The organism is Aeromonas sp. R4-3 (assembly GCF_040908275.1).
In the GTDB taxonomy this organism is placed as follows: domain Bacteria; phylum Pseudomonadota; class Gammaproteobacteria; order Enterobacterales; family Aeromonadaceae; genus Aeromonas; species Aeromonas rivipollensis.
In genome coordinates, this window is the sequence record NZ_JBFODK010000028.1 from 77,430 (window position 1) to 95,157 (window position 17,728).

Sequence of the window (17,728 nt, forward strand, 5' to 3'; positions counted from 1 at the left end):
GCATCAATCCGGCTGCTGTTTGAGCAGCAGGGCGGTCAGGCGATCGACCTTCTGCTCGAGGCGATTGAGCTGCTCGCCCAGCTGTTGCAAATCGATGTCCTGGGCCGGGGCGGCAGCGGCGGGTGCGCTGGCCGGGGCTGGGTCTGCCGACTGGGGCTGTTGCTTCCATTGGCTCAACACCTTGAGCAGTTCGGCCATGGGCACGGGGTGACTGAGGCGAGCCTTGACCATGGCGGTGGAGGGGGTGATCCCCCTGGCACTCAGTTCGTTGGCTATCTGGATGATCTCTTGGGCTGACATCTTGGCTCCTGCGCTGCTGTCTTGCTGCTTGCGGATGGTGGCACAGAGCTTAATCAAAGCCTGTCCATCAGGAAAGCGGCGCCAAGGGGGGAGGCTCAGTTTGTTGAGGTGGGGGAAGCCAGGGCGATTGAGATCTGAATCAGTGGCACAGAGCTCAAACCCCGGCCCTCGGGAAAGCGGGGGACGCGGGCGGCTCAGTTTGCCTGGCGCAGCATCACGTCCAGTTGATCGATGGCTTCGGACCAGTCGGAGTCGTTCCAGAGTGCGTCGCGCAGGAACACGGCCTGGGAGGGGCTCCAGAAGCTGGCCTCTGGCAACAGAGTCTGATTGTCCAGATGGTGCTCGCGGATGAAGCGGTGCAGGCTTATCTCGTCATTGGCCAGACCCAGCTGGGCGAAGAGGGCAGGCATGTCATGGGTCAGCAATTCCATCTCGTGTCTCCTTGAAGGGCGATTGTCGAGAATTATAGCCAGCCGCCACGGCCTTGCCCTTATGGGCTAGGAGGGGAGGCGATGGGGCGGCAGCTCGACCCCGGCGACATGCAAGCCCTGCATGCAGAGCTGACCCTGGTAATGACTCTCCCCGTCGCTTGAGAACTCGAACTGGTAATAGGTCAGCAGGCGCAGTGGCTTGTGCCCCAGGGCGCGATGGGTGCGAGCCAGCGACAGCAGTTGCAGATCGTGATGCTGGCAGTAGCGCCGCATATATTGCCAGGCCAGCTCCGCCTGGCGGCGCTGTTGCCAGAAGGCCCAGCCGATGGCTCCCAGCAGCAAGATTCCAAGCATTTCTCCCATCAGCGGTTTCCTTCTGTGATGTATGGCCTGGGCTGTGCTTCCCCGGGAAAGCACAGCCCCGCCTAGAGTGGTTATACCGAGGCGAACAGTCGGCCTATGGCCTGGCCGAGGGCCTCGCTGCGCTCGGGGTCACGCAGTCTTGCCAGCATATCATTGCGCAGGGCGGGCAGTGTCACCAGCTCGGCAAAGACCTGATTGAAGAACTGGGTGGGCTGCAGGGCGAGCTGCTCCAGAAACAGTCCGAGCAGTTCGGGGTTTTTCAGATCGGGCCAGAGACGGCCTGCGATGGCGAGCAGCAGGGCCGGGCTCGGCCGGGTGTGCAGCAGGGTCAGCAGCTTGTTGCTGCGCAAGGCATTGCCTGAGCAGGAGGCCAGTGCCCGGCACAGGTAGGCCAGGGTCTCGGCACTGGGGTCGGCGCACTCCTGCTCCTTGCCGATGCGCTCGAGCAGGGCACCTTGCAGCGCCGGGGGAAGGGGGGCGTTTTCCAGGCTCTGGCACAGGGCGTAGAGCGGCTCCTGAGGCAGCCTTGGCAGCGCCTTGCACACCAGGGCCAGATTGCGTTCATCCTGCAGCCGCTCCGCCAGATCGGCGAAGCCTTGCAGCCCCAGGGCCTGCCACCCCTCTTCCCCCGGTGCCGCCAGGTAGTGGCAGAGGGCCTCGTAGTAGGCGGAAGGCGCCTGCTCCAGCTGACGGGCCAGCTTGGCATGCAGGCTGGCCATCTTGGCCTCGGCCGGCCGGAAGGTGTAGGGATTGTCGGCCAGTCGCTGCGCCTTCTCCTCGTCCAGATCGCCGGTGAGCTTGTAGCCCAGGGTCTCGACCACCTGATCCATGAAGTGCTTGGGGCCGCTGGCGATGAGCAGGCCATGCTCGTCGAGGGCAAACTTGAGGAACCAGAGGTAGTGCCTGGATTCGGCTGGCTGGAAGAAGTGCACGCCGAGCCAGGCATGCTGTTGCAGTGGCCAGGGGTAGGGCTCCTGCTGCTGTTCGATGCGAACGAAGAGATCGCTCGCCAGCGGGCGCACCTGGCGGCCCATGTCGAACAGCTGGAACTGGGTCTCGGCCTGGGTCAGGAATTCGGTCAGGGTATTGATGGCAGACATGAAGGCATCCGGCTAAATGTGATGCGGGCGATTATAAGGAGGCTGCATCAGATAGCCAGTGGTGCAGGTGCGGGCCATGAAAGTGATGGCAGCATGGCAGCCACCCCGGGGGCGGTGTATAGTAACGCCCCTTTTTGGCACGCGTGTTTAAAGAAGACGGGATCCCTGCCCTCTGGCAGCGGGATGATCGTCGAGACGAGGAAGAGGACGAGATGAATCAATATTTGCTGGTCGCCGGTCTGCTGGGTGAACTCACCGCCGAGTTGCAACGCCTCGAACGCTGGCAAGCCGAACATCCGGGGGCCGAGGCGCTGGCGAGCGAGCTGCCGTTTTGCGTCGATACCCTGAGCTTCGATCAATGGTTGCAGTTCGTGCTGATACCGCGCATGGAGCAACTGGTGCTGCTGCAGGCGCCGCTGCCCACCAGCGTATCCCTCTATCCCATGGCGAGCGAAGCCTACAAGGACGAGCTGGCCGAGGTGGCCGGGCTGCTGCGCCTCATCGGTCGTTTCGATCTGCTGCTGACCGGAAAAGTGGTGGAGCAATGATCAATCCCCTGCCTGCCCTGGCCGCGGCGCGCTTCATTGGTGATACCCGGGTGGCGGCATGAAACTGACCCTGCTCTACCAGGATGAGTGGCTGGTGGCGGTCAACAAGCCGTCGGGCCTGCTGGTGCATCGCAGCTGGCTCGACAAGGCCGAGACCCGTTTCGCCATGCAGATGACCCGGGATCTTATCGGGGGGCGTCATGTCTACCCCGTGCACCGGCTCGACAGGCCCACCTCAGGGGTGTTGCTGTTTGCCCTCGATCCCGCCGTGGCCCGGACCCTGACAGAGGCGTTTGCCGCCCGTCGGGTACACAAGGAGTACCTGGCGCTGGTGCGGGGCTGGGCCCCCGAGCAGGGGCTGATCGACTATCCCCTCAAGGAGCAGCTGGACAAGATAGCCGACGCCATGAGCAGCCCCGATCGCCCCGCCCAGGAGGCGGTGACGACGTTCCGTCGTCTGCATCAGGTCGAGCTGCCCCACGCCGTCTCCAAGAAGCATCCTACCAGCCGCTACAGTCTGGTTCGGCTCTTCCCCAAGACGGGCCGCAAGCATCAGCTGCGTCGTCATCTGGATCACCTGTTCCACCCCATAGTCGGTGACACCACCCATGGTGATGGTCGGCATAATCGCTTCTTTCGCGAGCACTATGGTTGCGAGCGGCTGCTGCTGGTCGCCCACCGCTTGAGCTTCGAGCACCCGGTGCTCAAGGTGCCGATGCGGATCCAGGCGCCACTCGGCCCGGAAGTGCTGGGCTTGTTCGCCAGGCTGGGATGGCCCGCCAGCGAGAGCGACTACGGCGCCTGATACCCGTCATGATTTGTGGCCTCTGACCGGGCTGTGGCATGCTGTAGGCCACGCCCGTCAGAGGAACCACTTATGACTCAACGAGATACCCCGCCAGCAACCCCGCGCACCCAGACCCTGTCCGGGGCCAAGACTCCGGGCATGATGCCAGAGTCGGGCCCTCTCCTTCGTTCGAGGAGTCGCTGATGGCCGACATCGATATCCTGGTCGGCACCGTCTATGGCTCGGCCATGCTGGTGGCCGAGACACTGCGGGATCACCTGCAAGCCCAGGGGCATGTCTGCCAGCTCTTCGATGAAGCCGAGCTGACTGACATAGACCCATCCCGCTTCTTGCTGATCGTCAGTGCCACCACGGGGCAGGGGGATATTCCTCCCAATCTGCAACCCTTCGCCACGGCCCTGGCCGATCGCGCTCCTTATATGAAGGGATGGCGTTATGCCCTCATCGCCATGGGGGACAGCAGCTATGAACACTTCTGCGGGGCCGGACGCAGGCTCGATGAACTGCTGCAGGAGCTGGCCGCCGACGCCCTGGTACCGCACCTTGAGATAGACGCGACACTGGAAGATGAGCCTGAGGTCGCGGCGCTGGCCTGGTTGAAAAGCTGGGAAAATAGACTCTAGCCGGATTGCCTTCGTATTTTAAATTTCTCCCCCGTGAGCGTGCTGACGGGGGAGTGTTATTTTGGGACTCACTTAACCTTTCTTGAAATATATCCCGCACTTTATCCGGTTATTTTCCCCCGCCAGATCGGATTCCTCAGACCCATATTCATCAGAACGGCGACACATCAGAAAATTAAAAGTTCCGCACTGAAAGCGATTTCAATCATGTTTTCGTCACGGCGCGACTGATTATTCACTTAATCTTCATCGCAAATTAATAGTTGAAAGCGCTTTCTTTGGCGTTGTTTTTCTTTTTGTGGGTGATTGTTGGTGTTTTATTGCTTATTTTTGCTTTTTTTATCTTGATATGCGTCCTCTGGGGTGGGGGCGCGCGATTTGTCACCGTTTTGTGAATCAGCTCATGTTTGTCGCGAAATTGGCTACATATAATCGACCCCGGTTATCGCTGAAACGTTTTTCAGTGATAAGAACTTGAATATCAGGATCACACTCCCAGCGGGAATAAGGAAAATGAAAATGAAAGCAAAGTGGCTCCCGATTGCAGCAGCAGTAACCGCTGCCCTGGCTTCTCAAGCCGCCTTCGCCGTTGATTTCCACGGCTACTTCCGTTCAGGTGTTGGTGTTTCCGGTGACGGGGACATGGTTAAATACAACGTCAACAAGGTTGGCCGTCTGGGTAACGAAAATGATACCTACGGCGAAGTGCAACTGGGTCAGGAAGTCTTCAACAAAGATGGCAAGACTTTCTATGTAGATTCCATGTTTGCCATGGCATCCAACGGTTCCAATGACTGGGAAGGCACCGGTACCGTCTGTAACTTCGACGCCAAACAGTGCAACGGCGACTCCGATTTCGCACTGCGTCAGTTCAACGTACAAGCCAAGGGCCTGCTGGGCTTTGCACCGGAAGCCACCCTCTGGGCCGGTAAGCGTTACTACCAACGTCACGACATCCACATCTCTGACTTCTACTACTGGAACATCTCCGGTGCCGGCGCCGGTATCGAAGGCATCCAGGCTGGTCCTGGCAAGGTCTCCTTCGCCTGGGTTCGCAACGACCGCAGCGCGGCCGATGTGTTCGGTCAGTACACCCAGACCGGTGTAGATGCCAACGGTGATCCGACTTATCAGAAGAACGAAGATCTGAACGTCAATACCCTGGATGCGCGTTATGCTGGCATCCCGCTGTGGCAAGACGGCTCCCTGGAAGTGGGCGCCATGTATGCTCTGGTCAATGAGACCGAAGCCCAGAAAGATCTGAAAAACGACAACATGAAGAACGGCGTCATGCTGACTGCCGAACTGACCCAGGGCATCTTTGGTGGCTTCAACAAGACCGTGCTGCAGTACGGTACCGAAGGCTACTCCAAGGCCATGGCCTACTACGGTGACGGCTCCTGGTACGGTGCCGAAGCGAAAAGCGGTGCCGACGGCTACCGTATCATCAACTGGGGCGTCATCCCGATGGGTAACTCCTGGGAGATGGGTCACCAGCTGGTCTACGGTGTAGGCAACGAGATGTGGAGTGGCCACGACGAGACTCAAACCTTCTCCGCCGTTGTCCGTCCTATGTACAAGTGGGATGACTTCAACAAGACCATCTTTGAAGGCGGTATCTTCAAGGACAAGACCAGCTACACCAGTGGTGGCAGCGACAAGGATGGCGGTTACAAGCTGACCCTGGCGCAGGCCTGGTCTGCCGGTTCCAGCTTCTGGGCCCGTCCGGAAATCCGTGTGTTCGCTTCCTATCTGGCTGATACCGAAGCTGATGGCTCCGGTAGCAAGAACAGCTTCGAAAGTGGCACCTCCGATGACACCTGGCAAGTTGGCGTCCAGGCAGAAGCCTGGTGGTAAGCAATATCTTCAGTTAAGTTAGTCACTGCCCCCTGATGGGGGCAGTTTTGTTTAGCAGGATTTGGCAACCGGGTTATGGAGATAAGAAGAATGAAACTGGTAAAGATGTCTATCGCGGCCGTGGTTACCGCGCTGTTGGCCGGTTGTTCCGGTAGCATGGTAGTGCCCGTGCAAGAGCACGCCTCCATCCTGAGCAATGCCGACCAAGCCAAGCAGGTGCTCGCTCAGACGACGAGCTGCTGCAAGGCATTCAACGAATTCAATTATGTCTCCCTGCCGGAGGGGGACACGCTGCTGACCCTGGATGGCAAGCAACCCAGCTATCAGTTTGACGAGGGGATGAGCTATTTTGCCGCCTATCGTCTGCCGGCCAATACCGGCAATCTGGCCATCACCCTGGCCTCCCAGGTGAGCAAGACGGTACTCGTGCCCAAGGTGATCATGCTGGATGCCCAGTTCAAGGTAACCCGCGTGCTGGGTGAATCTGTCTTCACGTATCAGCCAGCCCACCTGCTCGACAATGACAGGATCGAAGGCAAGGTGTTCGTGGACCGCAGCATGCCGGGCAATCCCGCGACCGAAACCTACATGGTGATCTATGCCCCGGCCGACGAGCTGTCCGGCAGCACCACCATATTGCATCCCGCCAAGGCGTTTGCCCGTGCCAATGGCACTGTCGAGCCGGATATCAAGGATCCCGTCATCCCACATTCCCCCTGGGGCCTGCTGCAACTCGAGGTCGTCGACATGGCCAAGGGGCAGGGCCTGGAAGCCGTGTTCAAGCCCGAGTATTCGGACAAGGTCGCGATGAGTCAGGCCAAGCCGGCCACGACGGCCGTGGCTGCGACGGCGGCGACTACTGCCGCTGTTGCCGCGACCCCCAGCACACCGCCCCCCGCCATGCTGAGCGAGACCGAGACCTTCTACAACAGCCAGATCGAGAAAGCGGTCAAGGCCGGGGACATCGACAAGGCGATGCAGCTCGTGAGTGAAGCCGAGCGTGCCGGTTCAACCAAGGCGAAATCTGTCTTTATTGATGCGGTGAAGCGTTCACAAAAAAACTGAATGACTGAATATATGTAGACTAATATTTATTTCAGGCCTCCCTTGTTGGAGGCCTTTTTAATCGGTAGACTGGATAATATAAAACATCAATGCGTTACATTGGGTTACAATAAGTTTCCTTTGGTATTATATCGTTTCTCTGTGATTTATTTTGAAGTGATTCTTTTCTTTTTGCCGCGTGACTATAACAATACGAAATAATATTCAAGATTCCCTCACTTCCCCTTATTTAATTATCTTGTGATCTCTCCTCCAAATTTATTATTCCCTTGGGTGCGGTGCAGGCATTTTAAAAGCTGCTGGGTTATATTCTGTTGGTCAAAATAAGCAACCCGGGAAACGCATCCAGTACAACGTCAGATGAAGAAGGTCGTCATCTATAGCTGCACTGAGTCGTTGACGGAAAAAATCCATTCAGGAGCGCACACATGTTAAAAAATGCTTTCTCTAATCTGCAAAAGGTCGGTAAGGCGCTGATGCTGCCCGTATCGGTCTTGCCCGTTGCAGGTATTCTGCTGGGGGTGGGCGCTGCTCACTTCAGCTGGTTGCCGGAAATTGTCTCCCAGCTGATGGAGCAGGCCGGTGGTTCAGTGTTTGGCCAGATGGCCCTGCTGTTCGCCGTCGGCGTGGCACTTGGCTTTACCAATAACGACGGTGTATCCGGTCTGTCTGCCATCGTCGGCTACGGCATCATGGTCGCGACCCTGAAGGTCATGGCACCTGTGATGGGTGTCGAGAGCATAGATACCGGTGTGCTGGGGGGTATCCTCGCCGGTGGTGTCGCTGCCTGGGCGTTCAACCGTTTCTACAAGATCCAGCTGCCCGAGTACCTTGGCTTCTTCGCCGGTAAGCGTGCCGTGCCCATCATCACCGGCTTCGTCTCCATCGGCCTGGGTGTTGTGCTCTCCTTCATCTGGCCGCCGATCGGTGGTGCCATCGGTGCCTTCTCCGACTGGGCTGCCAACCAGAACCCGGTACTGGCCTTCGGTATCTACGGCGTGGTCGAGCGCTCCCTGATCCCGTTCGGTCTGCACCACATCTGGAACGTCCCCTTCTTCTATCAGGCGGGTACCTGTGTCAACGCCGCTGGCGAAACCGTACACGGCATCATGACCTGCTTCCTGACTGCTGATGACGCTTCTCGCGCTGCCGGTAACGGCTTCGGTCAACTGGCCGGTGGTTACCTGTTCAAGATGTTCGGTCTGCCTGCTGCTGCGTTTGCCATCGCTCACGCTGCCAAGCCGGAAAACCGCGCCAAGATTGTTGGTATCATGGCCTCCGCTGCCCTGACCTCCTTCCTGACCGGTATCACCGAGCCTATCGAATTCTCCTTCCTGTTCGTGGCACCGGTACTGTATGCGATTCATGCCTTGCTGGCCGGTCTGGCTTACGTCCTGACCAACTCCCTGGGTGTCGTACACGGTCACACCTTCTCCAACGGCTTCATCGACTTCGTGGTGCAATCGCCCCGTGCCGACAACATGCTGCTGCTGGTCGGTCTGGGTCTGGTCTACGCCGTCATCTACTACGTGGTCTTCACCGTGGTGATCCGTGCCATGAACCTGAAAACCCCGGGTCGCGAAGACGAAGCTGCCGAAGAGACAGTTGGTCAAAGCAAAGACGAGATGTCTGCTGCCCTGGTGTCTGCCTTCGGTGGTAAAGAGAACATCGCCTCCCTGGATGCCTGCATCACCCGTCTGCGTGTCGGCGTGAAGGATGTGGCCAAGGTTGACCAGGCTGGTCTGAAGAAGCTGGGCGCCGCCGGTGTGGTGGTTGCTGGCTCCGGTGTACAGGCCATCTTCGGTACCAAGTCCGACAACCTGAAAACCGACATGGACATCTGGATGAAGAGCAACTAATCCTGTTGCCTGAATATCAGAGTTCTTGAAAAGGGAGGCGCAAGCCTCCCTTTTTGCTGGGCGCTTGTCAGCCCGTTGAGCAGACCCGGGGGGAGTGCGTTGGCATCTCCCTGTGCATCGGCATTAAAAAAGGCGCCTGATGGCGCCTTGTACAGGGTGGGAAACTGCCTAGAGTTTTTCCAGGTCCCGCTCTATCTCGCTTATCTTGTTCTGCACCACTTTTTCCAGATGACGCAGGTCGCGCAGGATTTTCTGCTTGATGTCCTGATCGATCTCGACGTGTACGCCCTGGGTCAGGTTATCCAGCTCATCCACCACGTACTTGAGGTTGGCGTTGATCTCGGTGACATCCTTGTACTCATGGGTGCCCGAGTCTATCAGCATGGTCTTGCGCTGACGGGGATACTTGAATTTGACGCTCTTGGCGAAGAACTCTCCCTTCTGCTTCTTGAAATAGATCTTGAGGATGTCGTGGTTGGCTTCCTGGCGTAGGGTATAGCTGTCCACTGAGGTGGGCTCCTGGATCCCCAGGCTCTTCAGATTCTCGTACATCGGGCTTCCTCGGTTTGAAACGATCCTGACCCATCTATCTTAACCGAGTCACAGTGGCTTGCCTGTGACAGGATCGCCAAAATCAAAAGGGGCCCAAAAGGCCCCTTTTACCATGATGGCTGGTCGATCACTCGTCGATGGAACGCAGCAGGGCGTTGATGCCGACCTTGGCACGGGTCTTGGCATCCACCTTCTTGACGATGACGGCGGCATACAGGCTGTACTTGCCGCACTTGGAGGGCAGGGAGCCGGAGACCACCACTGAACCGGCCGGCACGCGACCATAGTGGATCTCGCCGGTTTCGCGGTCATAGATGCGGGTGGACTGACCGATGAAGACGCCCATGGAGATAACGGAACCTTCCTCGACTATCACCCCTTCAACCACTTCTGAACGGGCACCGATGAAGCAGTTGTCCTCAATGATGGTCGGGTTGGCCTGCAGCGGCTCCAGTACGCCACCTATGCCGACGCCGCCGGAGAGGTGCACGTTCTTGCCGATCTGGGCGCAGGAGCCCACTGTGGCCCAGGTATCGACCATGGTGCCTTCATCGACGAAGGCGCCGATGTTGACATAGGAGGGCATCAGCACAGTATTGGGGGCGATGAAGGAGCCCTTGCGAGCGGTGGCCGGCGGCACCACGCGCACGCCTGCCGCCTTGAACTGCTCGGCGGTGTAGTCGGAGAACTTGAGAGGAACCTTGTCGTAGTACTGGGCGTCGTCGCCCTTGATGATGCCGTTGTCATTGATGCGGAAGTAGAGCAGCACGGCCTTCTTCAGCCACTGGTGGACGACCCACTCACCGGCAATCTTCTCGGCGACCCGGGCCTTGCCGGAGTCCAGCAGATCGATGGCCTCCAGGATGGCGGCCTTGGTGGCGGCATCGACGGAGCCGGGGGTGATGGAATCACGGCGCTCGAAGGCCGCTTCGATGGTCTGTTGCAACTGGGTCATGACAGGTTTCCTTTAAAAAATTCTGTTTGTTGTATCACACTTTTCCAATCGTTTTTAAGGGCTCTGGCCGATTTCTTCAAAAGAAAGGCGGTTTATTGTACTTGAGTGGCCCAACCACTTGTTCTGATTGATAAATCAGAACGATAAACGGCGTCTTGTGAAGCCTTTCCCGGGTCTTATCGCCCCTCCTCGTCCCCCTGCTCCTGCGGGTTGAGCTGATTGACCAGTCGCTCCTCCAGCGCCTGCTGTTCGGCCTGGTTCAGCGGCTCGCCTTCGAGGGTGGTGAGGCTGAAGAAGTCTTCTACCCGCTCGCCTATGGTGGTGATCTTGGCGGCATGTAATTCGATGCCGCACTGCTGGAAGACGGCACCGATGCGGGCCAGCAGGCCCGGGGTATCCAGGGCTGTCAGCTCCAGCAGAGTGTGGCGGCTCTCCCCCTTCGTGGGTGAAGTGCGGGGCAGGAAGACCACCCGGGTCGGCACGCTGAACTGGCGGTGGCGCCGTGACAGGGGCTTGTTGCGCAGCACCAGCTTGCCCGGCTCCTGCAGCGCCTTCTCCAGCGCCTTCTTGATGGTGGCGGTGCGGTTGGGGCTGATGGGTTCGCCATTGGGCTCGAGCACGATGAAGGTGTCCAGCACATAGTCGTTGCGCGAATTCATGATCTGGGCGTCGTGGATGTTGAGATTCTTCTGATCCAGCGCCGAGGCCACAGTGGCGAACAGATTCGGGGTGTCGCGGCAATAGATGAACACCTCGCTGCCGCCCCGGATGGGGTGCTTGCCGATGAGCACCAGGGGGGCTGGGTTGTCGCCGTGCGCGATGATCTTGCGGCAATGCCAGGCGATCTGCTCCGGGCTGTGGCGCAGGAAATAGTCGGCCTTGAAGTCGTTCCAGAGGGCGTTGACTGCTTCCTCGGGCACCTCGCGCTGGGCCAGGATCTGCCTGGCCTGACGCTGGTTCTCGCGGATCTTGAGGCGCATGTCCGGCGGGTTTTCCAGCCCCTGGCGCAGCGCCTTCTGGGTGGCGAAGTAGAGCTCCCGCAGCAGGGTACCTTTCCAGTCGTTCCACAGGGTGTCGTTGGTGGCGCAGATATCGGCCACGGTCAGGCAATAGAGCAGATCCAGGTGCAGTTCGTCGCGCACCTTGTGGGCGAAGTCGGTAACCACCTCGGGATCGTAGATGTCGCGGCGCTGGGCGGTGACCGACATCAGCAGGTGATGGCGCACCAGCCAGGCCACCAGGCGGCTCTCGTAGCGATCCAGCCCGTGCAACTGGCAGAACTCCAGCGCATCGACGGCGCCGAGCTCGGAGTGATCCCCCCGCCGTCCCTTGGCGATGTCGTGGAACAGGGCGGCGATGCTGAGCAACTCCGGCTTGCGCAACTGGGTGAACACCTCGTGGCAGAGCGGGTGGGTCTGGCGGCTGGCCGTGTTGGGGAAGCGATGGATGTTCTGGAGCAGGCGATGGGTATGCTCATCCACCGTGTAAGCGTGGAACATGTCGAACTGCATCTGGCCGACGATGAGGTTCCACTGGGGCAGATAGGCCGCGAGGATCCCGTACTTATGCATAAGAGTGAGGGGCTGGCCGATGCCGTTGGGGTGGCGCAGCAGCGCCATGAACAGACGACGGCATTCGGGCAAGTCCTGCAGCCAGCAGCTGAGGGTGCGTCTGGCCTCCCGCAGCTGGCGCAGGGTGGCGGAGTGGATGCCGGCGATGTCCGGGTGCTGGGCTATCTGGTAGAAGAGCCGCAGTATGGCGGCGGGGTCGCGGCCAAACAGCTCGGAATCCACCGCATCGATGAGGCGGCCACGGAGCTGGAACTCGTCGCTGATGCGGCGCACATCCATGGCGGTGTTGCCGAGGATGGCCTCGTCAAAGAGCTGCAGCAGCATCTCGTTGAGCTCGGCCACCCGTCTGACCGTCTGATAGAAACGCTTCATCATCTGCTCGACCGGGCCGTTGCCTTCCCCCTCGAACCCCAGCATCTGGGCCACGGTGCGCTGGCGATCGAACAAAAGGCGGTTGTCCCCCTTGTTGATGGCCATGTGCAGAGCGAAACGCACCTTCCACAGGAAGTTCTGGCAGTCGAGCAGCTCGCGGTACTCGGCCCGGTTGAGAAAACCGTGGCTGGTCATCTCGAACAGTGTGGTAGCGCCGAAGTGGCGGCGGGCGACCCAGGCCAGGGTCTGGATGTCCCGAAGGCCGCCGGGATTGCTCTTGAGATCGGGTTCCAGCTTGTAGGCGGTGCCGAGAAACTGCTGATGGCGCAGGCTCTGCTCTTCGCGCTTGGCACGAAAGAAGGACTCGCTCGGCCAGAAGTGCTGGGGCTGGGTGGCGGCCTGCAACTGCTCGAACCCCGCCTGGCGCCCTGTGATGTAGCGCGCCTCAATGAGGTTGGTGGCGACAGTGATATCGTTGCGGCCCTGCTCGATGCACTCGCTCACGTTGCGCACCGATTGCCCGACCTCGAGCTTGAGATCCCACAGCAAGGTGATGAACTCGCCGATGCGCAGCCCCAGCACCTCGTCCAGCTCGTCCCCTTCATAGAGGATGAGCAGGTCGATGTCGGAGTGGGGGTGCAGTTCGCCCCGGCCATAGCCGCCCACCGCGATCAGGGTCAGGCTGGTCTTGTCGAAGCCGAACTTGTGCCAGAGCCTTGTCAGCAGCGCATCCATGTATTCGGAGCGGGTGGCCACCAGTTCGATGATGTTGTCGCCGGCATCGAAGCGCTCGTGCAGCCAGACAAGGAAGCGGCTCAGATACTCCTTGCAGTTGTCACGGGTGAGCTGGTCGTCGGGTAACAGGTGGGGGGAAAGCAGACTGGCATCCATGGCATCTCACACACAAGTGGCAGGCAAACGGCTGGAACGGGCAGTAAAAACCCCGGCGCTTTGAGGTCAGGGCCGGGGTTCGATGTTAGCTGTGTTTGATGACGCGGTCGATAGTGTCGTCGGGGCGCAGGGTGAGCACCTCGCAGCCATCCTCGGTGACCAGCAGGGTGTGTTCCCACTGGGCGGAGTCGCCGCCGTCCTTGGTGGTGACGGTCCAGCCATCCTTGGGATTGATGCGGCAGTGGTACTTCTTGCTGTTGACCATGGGCTCTATGGTGAAGCACATGCCCGGTTTGAGTTCCAGCTTGCCGCCGTTGCGGTAGTGCAGGATCTGCGGCTCTTCGTGGAACTCGCTGCCGATGCCGTGGCCGCAGTAGTCACGTACCACAGAGAAACCGGCCTGCTCGACGATGGGCTGGATCACGGCGCCTATCTCTGTGATGCACATGCCGGGACGCACCTGCTTGATGGCGGCGTACAGGCTCTCTTGCGCCACCTTGCACAGCTGGCGACGCAGGGGGGTGGTCTGGCCCACGATGAACATGGCGGAGGTATCGCCGTGGTAGCCATCCTTGATGACGGTGATGTCCAGGTTGATGATGTCCCCTTCCCGCAGCTTCTTGTGATTGGGGATGCCGTGGCAGATCACATCATTGACCGAGGTGCAGATGGACTTGGGGAAGCCGTGATAGTTGAGCGGCGCGGGAATGGCCTGCTGTATCTCGACGATATGGTTGTGGCACAGGGTGTTCAGCTCGTCTGTGGTGACGCCAGCCTTGACATGGGGGGCGATCATGACCAGCACATCGGCGGCCAGCTGGCCGGCAATGCGCATCTTTTCAATCTCTTCCGGTGTCTTGATTTTAATGGACATGGGATCTCTCTTGGGGCCCGACTGCGCATCCTGCCGATGCCCAACAATCAGGTAATGAAAAATAGATGCGTTTGCAATCAGGGCAAAATTTTATCCCCAACCCCCGTTTACTTCCAGTGTGATCGTCATCGCAACGTCATCCAGCGGTCGCAGCCCCCGCCGGGATCCATTTTTAGCGGTCCATCTGGTGGTGTCCTGACCAAAGTTATGGTATAAAGCGCGCCGGAATGGGGAACTTGTGTCCTCATGCCATCACCCTTAATCAATAACACACACACATCGACACCTGTACCGGGGTGCCCCTTTGGGGTCGGTTACATGGGATGTGTGGAGGCCTAACCCCAATACAGAGGTATAAAATGGCTAAAGTTTCTATGCGCGACATGCTGCAAGCCGGCGTTCACTTCGGTCACCAGACTCGTTACTGGAACCCGAAAATGAAGTCCTACATCTTCGGCGCCCGCAGCAAGGTTCACATCATCAACTTGGAAAAAACCGTTCCGATGTTTGACGATGCCATGAACTTCATCAGCTCCGTAGCTGCCAAGAAGGGCAAGGTCCTGTTTGTAGGTACCAAGCGTGCCGCGTCTGAAGCCGTAAAAGAAGCCGCTGAGCGTTGCGACCAGTTCTATGTTAACCACCGCTGGCTGGGCGGCATGCTGACCAACTGGAAAACCGTTCGTCAGTCCATCAAGCGCCTGAAAGATCTGGAAACCCAGAGCCAAGACGGTACCTTCGACAAGCTGACCAAGAAAGAGGCGCTGATGCGTACTCGCGAAATGGACAAGCTGGAGAAGAGCCTGGGTGGTATCAAGAACATGGGCGGCCTGCCTGACGTTCTGTTCGTTGTCGATGCCGACCACGAGCACATCGCTATCAAAGAAGCCAATAACCTGGGTATCCCGGTAGTTTCCATCGTTGATACCAACTCCAACCCGGACGGCGTTGACTATGTCATCCCGGGTAACGACGACGCTATCCGTGCCGTACAGCTGTACCTGAATGCTGCTGCTGACACCGTACTGGAAGCTCGCGCTCAGGACATCGTTGTTCAAGCCGAACAAGATGGCTTCGTTGAAGCTGAGTAATTGATAAGGACTGTAAAGCCCTTATTAACCAAGCTGATGTAATTGGTTAGCAGGGGCCCTTGTGGCCCCTGTTTCTTGTCAATTCAAGACCGAGGATACTGGACATGGCTAACGTTACTGCCGCCCTGGTAAAAGAACTGCGCGAGCGCACTGCCGCTGGCATGATGGATTGCAAAAAAGCGCTGGAAGAAGCCGCTGGTGACATCGAGCTGGCAATCGAGAACATGCGCAAATCCGGTCAGGCCAAGGCCGCCAAGAAAGCGGGCCGTATCGCCGCTGAAGGCGTGATCTTCGCCCGTACCGAAGGCAACATTGCCGCCATGATCGAGCTGAACAGCGAAACCGACTTCGTCGCCAAAGACGCCAGCTTCATGGCCATGGGCCAGAAGATCGCCGACATCGCCGCGACCCAGAAAATTGCTGACATCGACGCCCTGAAGGCCGCCGATTTCGGTAACGGTGAGTCCGTCGAGCTGACCATCACCAACCTGATCGCCAAGATCGGTGAGAACATGAACCTGCGTCGCGTGATGCTGGTTGAAGGTGACAACCTGGGTACCTACGTACACGGTTCCCGTATCGGTGTTATCACCAAGCTGACCGGCGGTACTGCCGACCTGGCCAAAGATCTGGCCATGCACGTCGCTGCCAACAGCCCGCAGTTCGTCAAGCCTGAAGACGTGTCTGCTGAAGTCGTTGCCAAAGAGCGCGAAATTCAGATCGACATCGCCATCAACTCCGGCAAGCCGAAAGACATCGCCGAGAAGATGGTTGAAGGCCGCATGAAGAAGTTCACTGGTGAGGTTTCCCTGACTGGTCAACCCTTCGTGAAGGACCCGTCCATCACTGTGGCTGAGCTGCTGAAGAAAGAAGGCGCTGACGTTGTTTCCTTCACCCGTTTCGAAGTGGGCGAAGGCATCGAGAAGCAAGAGACCGATTTCGCGGCTGAAGTTGCAGCCCAGATCGCGGCCGCTCAGAAGGCCTAATCGAACCGGTTTTTCCGTTTCCCCAGACCGCGACTTATGTCGCGGTCTTTATATGACCAGGAATCAGTGACATGAGTACCAATCCCAAGCCTGCATACAGACGTGTTCTTCTGAAGTTGAGTGGTGAAGCCCTGCAAGGATCCGAGGGTTTTGGCATTGATCCAGCGGTGCTGGAGCGGATGGCCCAAGAGATCAAAGAGCTGGTTGAGCTGGGTGTTCAGGTCGGTCTGGTCATTGGCGGCGGCAACCTGTTCCGTGGTGCCGGTCTTGCCAAGGCGGGCATGAACCGCGTGGTGGGTGACCACATGGGCATGCTGGCGACCGTCATGAACGGCCTGGCCATGCGTGATGCCCTGCATCGTGCTTATGTGAATGCCCGTCTGATGTCTGCCATCTCCCTGCAGGGTGTCTGCGATTCCTACAGCTGGGCCGAGGCCATCAGCCAGCTGCGTGCCGGCAAAGTGGTGATCTTCTCCGCCGGTACCGGTAACCCCTTCTTCACCACCGACTCCGCAGCCTGCCTGCGCGGCATCGAGATCGAAGCCGACGTGGTGCTCAAGGCCACCAAGGTCGATGGTGTGTTCACCGATGATCCGGTCAAGAACCCGGATGCAGTGCTCTATCAAGAACTGAGTTATGATGAAGTTCTTGAAAAAGAACTCAAAGTGATGGATCTTGCTGCTTTTACTCTGGCCCGCGACCACGATCTGCCGATCCGCGTGTTCAACATGAACAAACCGGGTGCATTGCGTCGGGTTATCATGGGTGAGCCGGAAGGTACCCTGATCCACCACGTCAGCAAGTAAGACAAGCCTGAGCCGCCTGGCGCGCTTGTCCATTACGCCAGTAAACAAGATAGATACGGGCCGCATGCCGGCTCGTTCGCCAAAAGGAAAACCACTGTGATCAACGAGATTAAAAACGACGCCAAGGACCGCATGGCCAAGAGCGTAGAATCGCTCAAGACCCAGATGTCCAAGATCCGTACCGGCCGTGCTCATCCGAGCCTGCTCGACGGTATCCAGGTGGAGTATTACGGTGCCGCCACTCCTCTGAAACAGTTGGCTAACGTAGTGGCAGAAGATGCCCGCACCCTGTCCATCTCCATCTTCGATCGCTCCATGATCCAGGCGGTGGAAAAAGCCATCCTGACCTCAGATCTGGGCCTGAACCCGTCCAGCAATGGCCAGACTCTGCGCGTCCCCTTGCCTGCGCTGACCGAAGAGCGTCGCCGCGATCTGACCAAGATAGTCCGTGCCGAGGCCGAAGGTGCCCGGGTTGCCGTGCGGAACATCCGTCGCGATGCCAACGCAGACCTGAAGGCTCTGCTGAAGGACAAGGAGATCTCCGAGGACGACGACCGTCGCGCCCAGGAAGAGATCCAGAAACTGACCGACGCCTTCGTCAAGCTGGTGGATGACGCCCTGGCCGCGAAGGAAAAGGAGCTAATGGAAATCTAAGCCTCCGACAGGTATATTACGAGCG

At 58.7% G+C, this 17,728-nt stretch carries 18 protein-coding genes; 10 read left to right on the forward strand and 8 right to left on the reverse strand.

The features are described from left to right. Nucleotides 1-3: 3 nt before the first annotated feature. From AB5Y91_RS08535 to AB5Y91_RS08550, 4 genes are all read right to left on the reverse strand, one after another. Nucleotides 4-300: a hypothetical protein gene (locus tag AB5Y91_RS08535; protein ID WP_368169548.1), complete on the reverse strand. Its 297-nt coding sequence runs from the start codon at nucleotides 298-300 to the stop codon at nucleotides 4-6. 194 nt (nucleotides 301-494) lie between these two features. Beyond that, entirely contained in the window at nucleotides 495-731 is a 237-nt protein-coding gene (locus tag AB5Y91_RS08540) for a DUF2789 domain-containing protein (RefSeq protein ID WP_025327930.1), read from the reverse strand. A gap of 66 nt (nucleotides 732-797) precedes the next feature. Further along, nucleotides 798-1,094, reverse strand: a complete 297-nt coding sequence (locus AB5Y91_RS08545) for a DUF3301 domain-containing protein (protein ID WP_025327929.1) — start codon at nucleotides 1,092-1,094, stop codon at nucleotides 798-800. Between the two features lie 71 nt (nucleotides 1,095-1,165). Then, complete coding sequence (locus AB5Y91_RS08550) at nucleotides 1,166-2,194, reverse strand: DUF3549 family protein (protein WP_163147691.1); 1,029 nt, start codon at nucleotides 2,192-2,194, stop codon at nucleotides 1,166-1,168. Nucleotides 2,195-2,406: 212 nt separating this feature from the next. Between AB5Y91_RS08550 and AB5Y91_RS08555 the strand changes: the two genes are divergently transcribed. The 6 genes from AB5Y91_RS08555 to ptsG all read left to right on the forward strand — a co-directional run bounded on the left by AB5Y91_RS08555 (nucleotide 2,407) and on the right by ptsG (nucleotide 8,954). After that, nucleotides 2,407-2,742, forward strand: coding sequence for a YqcC family protein (locus tag AB5Y91_RS08555; protein ID WP_025327927.1), 336 nt, complete (start codon nucleotides 2,407-2,409; stop codon nucleotides 2,740-2,742). 58 nt (nucleotides 2,743-2,800) lie between these two features. Beyond that, nucleotides 2,801-3,547, forward strand: coding sequence for a tRNA pseudouridine(65) synthase TruC (gene truC, locus AB5Y91_RS08560; protein ID WP_139745750.1), 747 nt, complete (start codon nucleotides 2,801-2,803; stop codon nucleotides 3,545-3,547). Nucleotides 3,548-3,732: 185 nt separating this feature from the next. Next, nucleotides 3,733-4,173 carry a flavodoxin gene (locus tag AB5Y91_RS08565; RefSeq protein ID WP_106886067.1) on the forward strand — a complete coding sequence of 147 codons (441 nt, stop codon included), beginning with the start codon at nucleotides 3,733-3,735 and terminating at the stop codon, nucleotides 4,171-4,173. Nucleotides 4,174-4,692: 519 nt separating this feature from the next. Then, nucleotides 4,693-6,030 carry a maltoporin gene (locus AB5Y91_RS08570; RefSeq protein WP_111909922.1) on the forward strand — a complete coding sequence of 446 codons (1,338 nt, stop codon included), beginning with the start codon at nucleotides 4,693-4,695 and terminating at the stop codon, nucleotides 6,028-6,030. A gap of 90 nt (nucleotides 6,031-6,120) precedes the next feature. Further along, nucleotides 6,121-7,095 carry a MalM family protein gene (locus AB5Y91_RS08575; RefSeq protein ID WP_368169549.1) on the forward strand — a complete coding sequence of 325 codons (975 nt, stop codon included), beginning with the start codon at nucleotides 6,121-6,123 and terminating at the stop codon, nucleotides 7,093-7,095. A 428-nt stretch (nucleotides 7,096-7,523) separates the two neighbouring features. After that, nucleotides 7,524-8,954, forward strand: a complete 1,431-nt coding sequence (gene ptsG / locus AB5Y91_RS08580; RefSeq protein ID WP_005330791.1) for a PTS glucose transporter subunit IIBC — start codon at nucleotides 7,524-7,526, stop codon at nucleotides 8,952-8,954. A gap of 168 nt (nucleotides 8,955-9,122) precedes the next feature. Here the strand turns inward: ptsG and AB5Y91_RS08585 are convergent, their stop codons facing one another. From AB5Y91_RS08585 to map, 4 genes are all read right to left on the reverse strand, one after another. Then, a complete protein-coding gene (locus tag AB5Y91_RS08585; RefSeq protein ID WP_005330793.1) occupies nucleotides 9,123-9,506 on the reverse strand; it encodes a DUF3461 family protein in 384 nt (127 codons plus the stop codon). Between the two features lie 127 nt (nucleotides 9,507-9,633). Beyond that, nucleotides 9,634-10,461 carry a 2,3,4,5-tetrahydropyridine-2,6-dicarboxylate N-succinyltransferase gene (gene dapD, locus AB5Y91_RS08590; protein ID WP_005330795.1) on the reverse strand — a complete coding sequence of 276 codons (828 nt, stop codon included), beginning with the start codon at nucleotides 10,459-10,461 and terminating at the stop codon, nucleotides 9,634-9,636. A gap of 176 nt (nucleotides 10,462-10,637) precedes the next feature. Next, nucleotides 10,638-13,295, reverse strand: coding sequence for a bifunctional uridylyltransferase/uridylyl-removing protein GlnD (gene glnD / locus AB5Y91_RS08595; protein ID WP_368169550.1), 2,658 nt, complete (start codon nucleotides 13,293-13,295; stop codon nucleotides 10,638-10,640). Nucleotides 13,296-13,380: 85 nt separating this feature from the next. Continuing rightward, nucleotides 13,381-14,169: a type I methionyl aminopeptidase gene (map, locus tag AB5Y91_RS08600; RefSeq protein WP_368169551.1), complete on the reverse strand. Its 789-nt coding sequence runs from the start codon at nucleotides 14,167-14,169 to the stop codon at nucleotides 13,381-13,383. Nucleotides 14,170-14,528: 359 nt separating this feature from the next. Between map and rpsB the strand changes: the two genes are divergently transcribed. The 4 genes from rpsB to frr all read left to right on the forward strand — a co-directional run bounded on the left by rpsB (nucleotide 14,529) and on the right by frr (nucleotide 17,703). Further along, nucleotides 14,529-15,257, forward strand: a complete 729-nt coding sequence (rpsB, locus tag AB5Y91_RS08605) for a 30S ribosomal protein S2 (RefSeq protein WP_025327917.1) — start codon at nucleotides 14,529-14,531, stop codon at nucleotides 15,255-15,257. 104 nt (nucleotides 15,258-15,361) lie between these two features. Next, complete coding sequence (gene tsf / locus AB5Y91_RS08610; protein WP_025327916.1) at nucleotides 15,362-16,243, forward strand: translation elongation factor Ts; 882 nt, start codon at nucleotides 15,362-15,364, stop codon at nucleotides 16,241-16,243. 71 nt (nucleotides 16,244-16,314) lie between these two features. Beyond that, on the forward strand, nucleotides 16,315-17,049 hold the full coding sequence (pyrH, locus tag AB5Y91_RS08615) for a UMP kinase (RefSeq protein WP_025327915.1): 735 nt from the start codon (nucleotides 16,315-16,317) through the stop codon (nucleotides 17,047-17,049). A 96-nt stretch (nucleotides 17,050-17,145) separates the two neighbouring features. Continuing rightward, entirely contained in the window at nucleotides 17,146-17,703 is a 558-nt protein-coding gene (gene frr / locus AB5Y91_RS08620) for a ribosome recycling factor (RefSeq protein WP_106886072.1), read from the forward strand. The last annotated feature ends 25 nt before the right edge of the window (nucleotides 17,704-17,728 follow it).

Bases quoted from the DNA above. Each gene is read 5' to 3' on its own strand.
- map (WP_368169551.1), bottom strand. From the start codon at position 14,169: ATGTCCATTAAAATCAAGACACCGGAAGAGATTGAAAAGATGCGCATT.
- AB5Y91_RS08570 (WP_111909922.1), top strand. From the start codon at position 4,693: ATGAAAGCAAAGTGGCTCCCGATTGCAGCAGCAGTAACCGCTGCCCTG.
- AB5Y91_RS08565 (WP_106886067.1), top strand. From the start codon at position 3,733: ATGGCCGACATCGATATCCTGGTCGGCACCGTCTATGGCTCGGCCATG.
- ptsG (WP_005330791.1), top strand. From the start codon at position 7,524: ATGTTAAAAAATGCTTTCTCTAATCTGCAAAAGGTCGGTAAGGCGCTG.
- dapD (WP_005330795.1), bottom strand. From the start codon at position 10,461: ATGACCCAGTTGCAACAGACCATCGAAGCGGCCTTCGAGCGCCGTGAT.
- tsf (WP_025327916.1), top strand. From the start codon at position 15,362: ATGGCTAACGTTACTGCCGCCCTGGTAAAAGAACTGCGCGAGCGCACT.
- AB5Y91_RS08540 (WP_025327930.1), bottom strand. From the start codon at position 731: ATGGAATTGCTGACCCATGACATGCCTGCCCTCTTCGCCCAGCTGGGT.
- AB5Y91_RS08550 (WP_163147691.1), bottom strand. From the start codon at position 2,194: ATGTCTGCCATCAATACCCTGACCGAATTCCTGACCCAGGCCGAGACC.
- AB5Y91_RS08535 (WP_368169548.1), bottom strand. From the start codon at position 300: ATGTCAGCCCAAGAGATCATCCAGATAGCCAACGAACTGAGTGCCAGG.
- AB5Y91_RS08545 (WP_025327929.1), bottom strand. From the start codon at position 1,094: ATGGGAGAAATGCTTGGAATCTTGCTGCTGGGAGCCATCGGCTGGGCC.
- pyrH (WP_025327915.1), top strand. From the start codon at position 16,315: ATGAGTACCAATCCCAAGCCTGCATACAGACGTGTTCTTCTGAAGTTG.
- glnD (WP_368169550.1), bottom strand. From the start codon at position 13,295: ATGGATGCCAGTCTGCTTTCCCCCCACCTGTTACCCGACGACCAGCTC.
- rpsB (WP_025327917.1), top strand. From the start codon at position 14,529: ATGGCTAAAGTTTCTATGCGCGACATGCTGCAAGCCGGCGTTCACTTC.
- AB5Y91_RS08575 (WP_368169549.1), top strand. From the start codon at position 6,121: ATGAAACTGGTAAAGATGTCTATCGCGGCCGTGGTTACCGCGCTGTTG.
- truC (WP_139745750.1), top strand. From the start codon at position 2,801: ATGAAACTGACCCTGCTCTACCAGGATGAGTGGCTGGTGGCGGTCAAC.
- AB5Y91_RS08585 (WP_005330793.1), bottom strand. From the start codon at position 9,506: ATGTACGAGAATCTGAAGAGCCTGGGGATCCAGGAGCCCACCTCAGTG.
- AB5Y91_RS08555 (WP_025327927.1), top strand. From the start codon at position 2,407: ATGAATCAATATTTGCTGGTCGCCGGTCTGCTGGGTGAACTCACCGCC.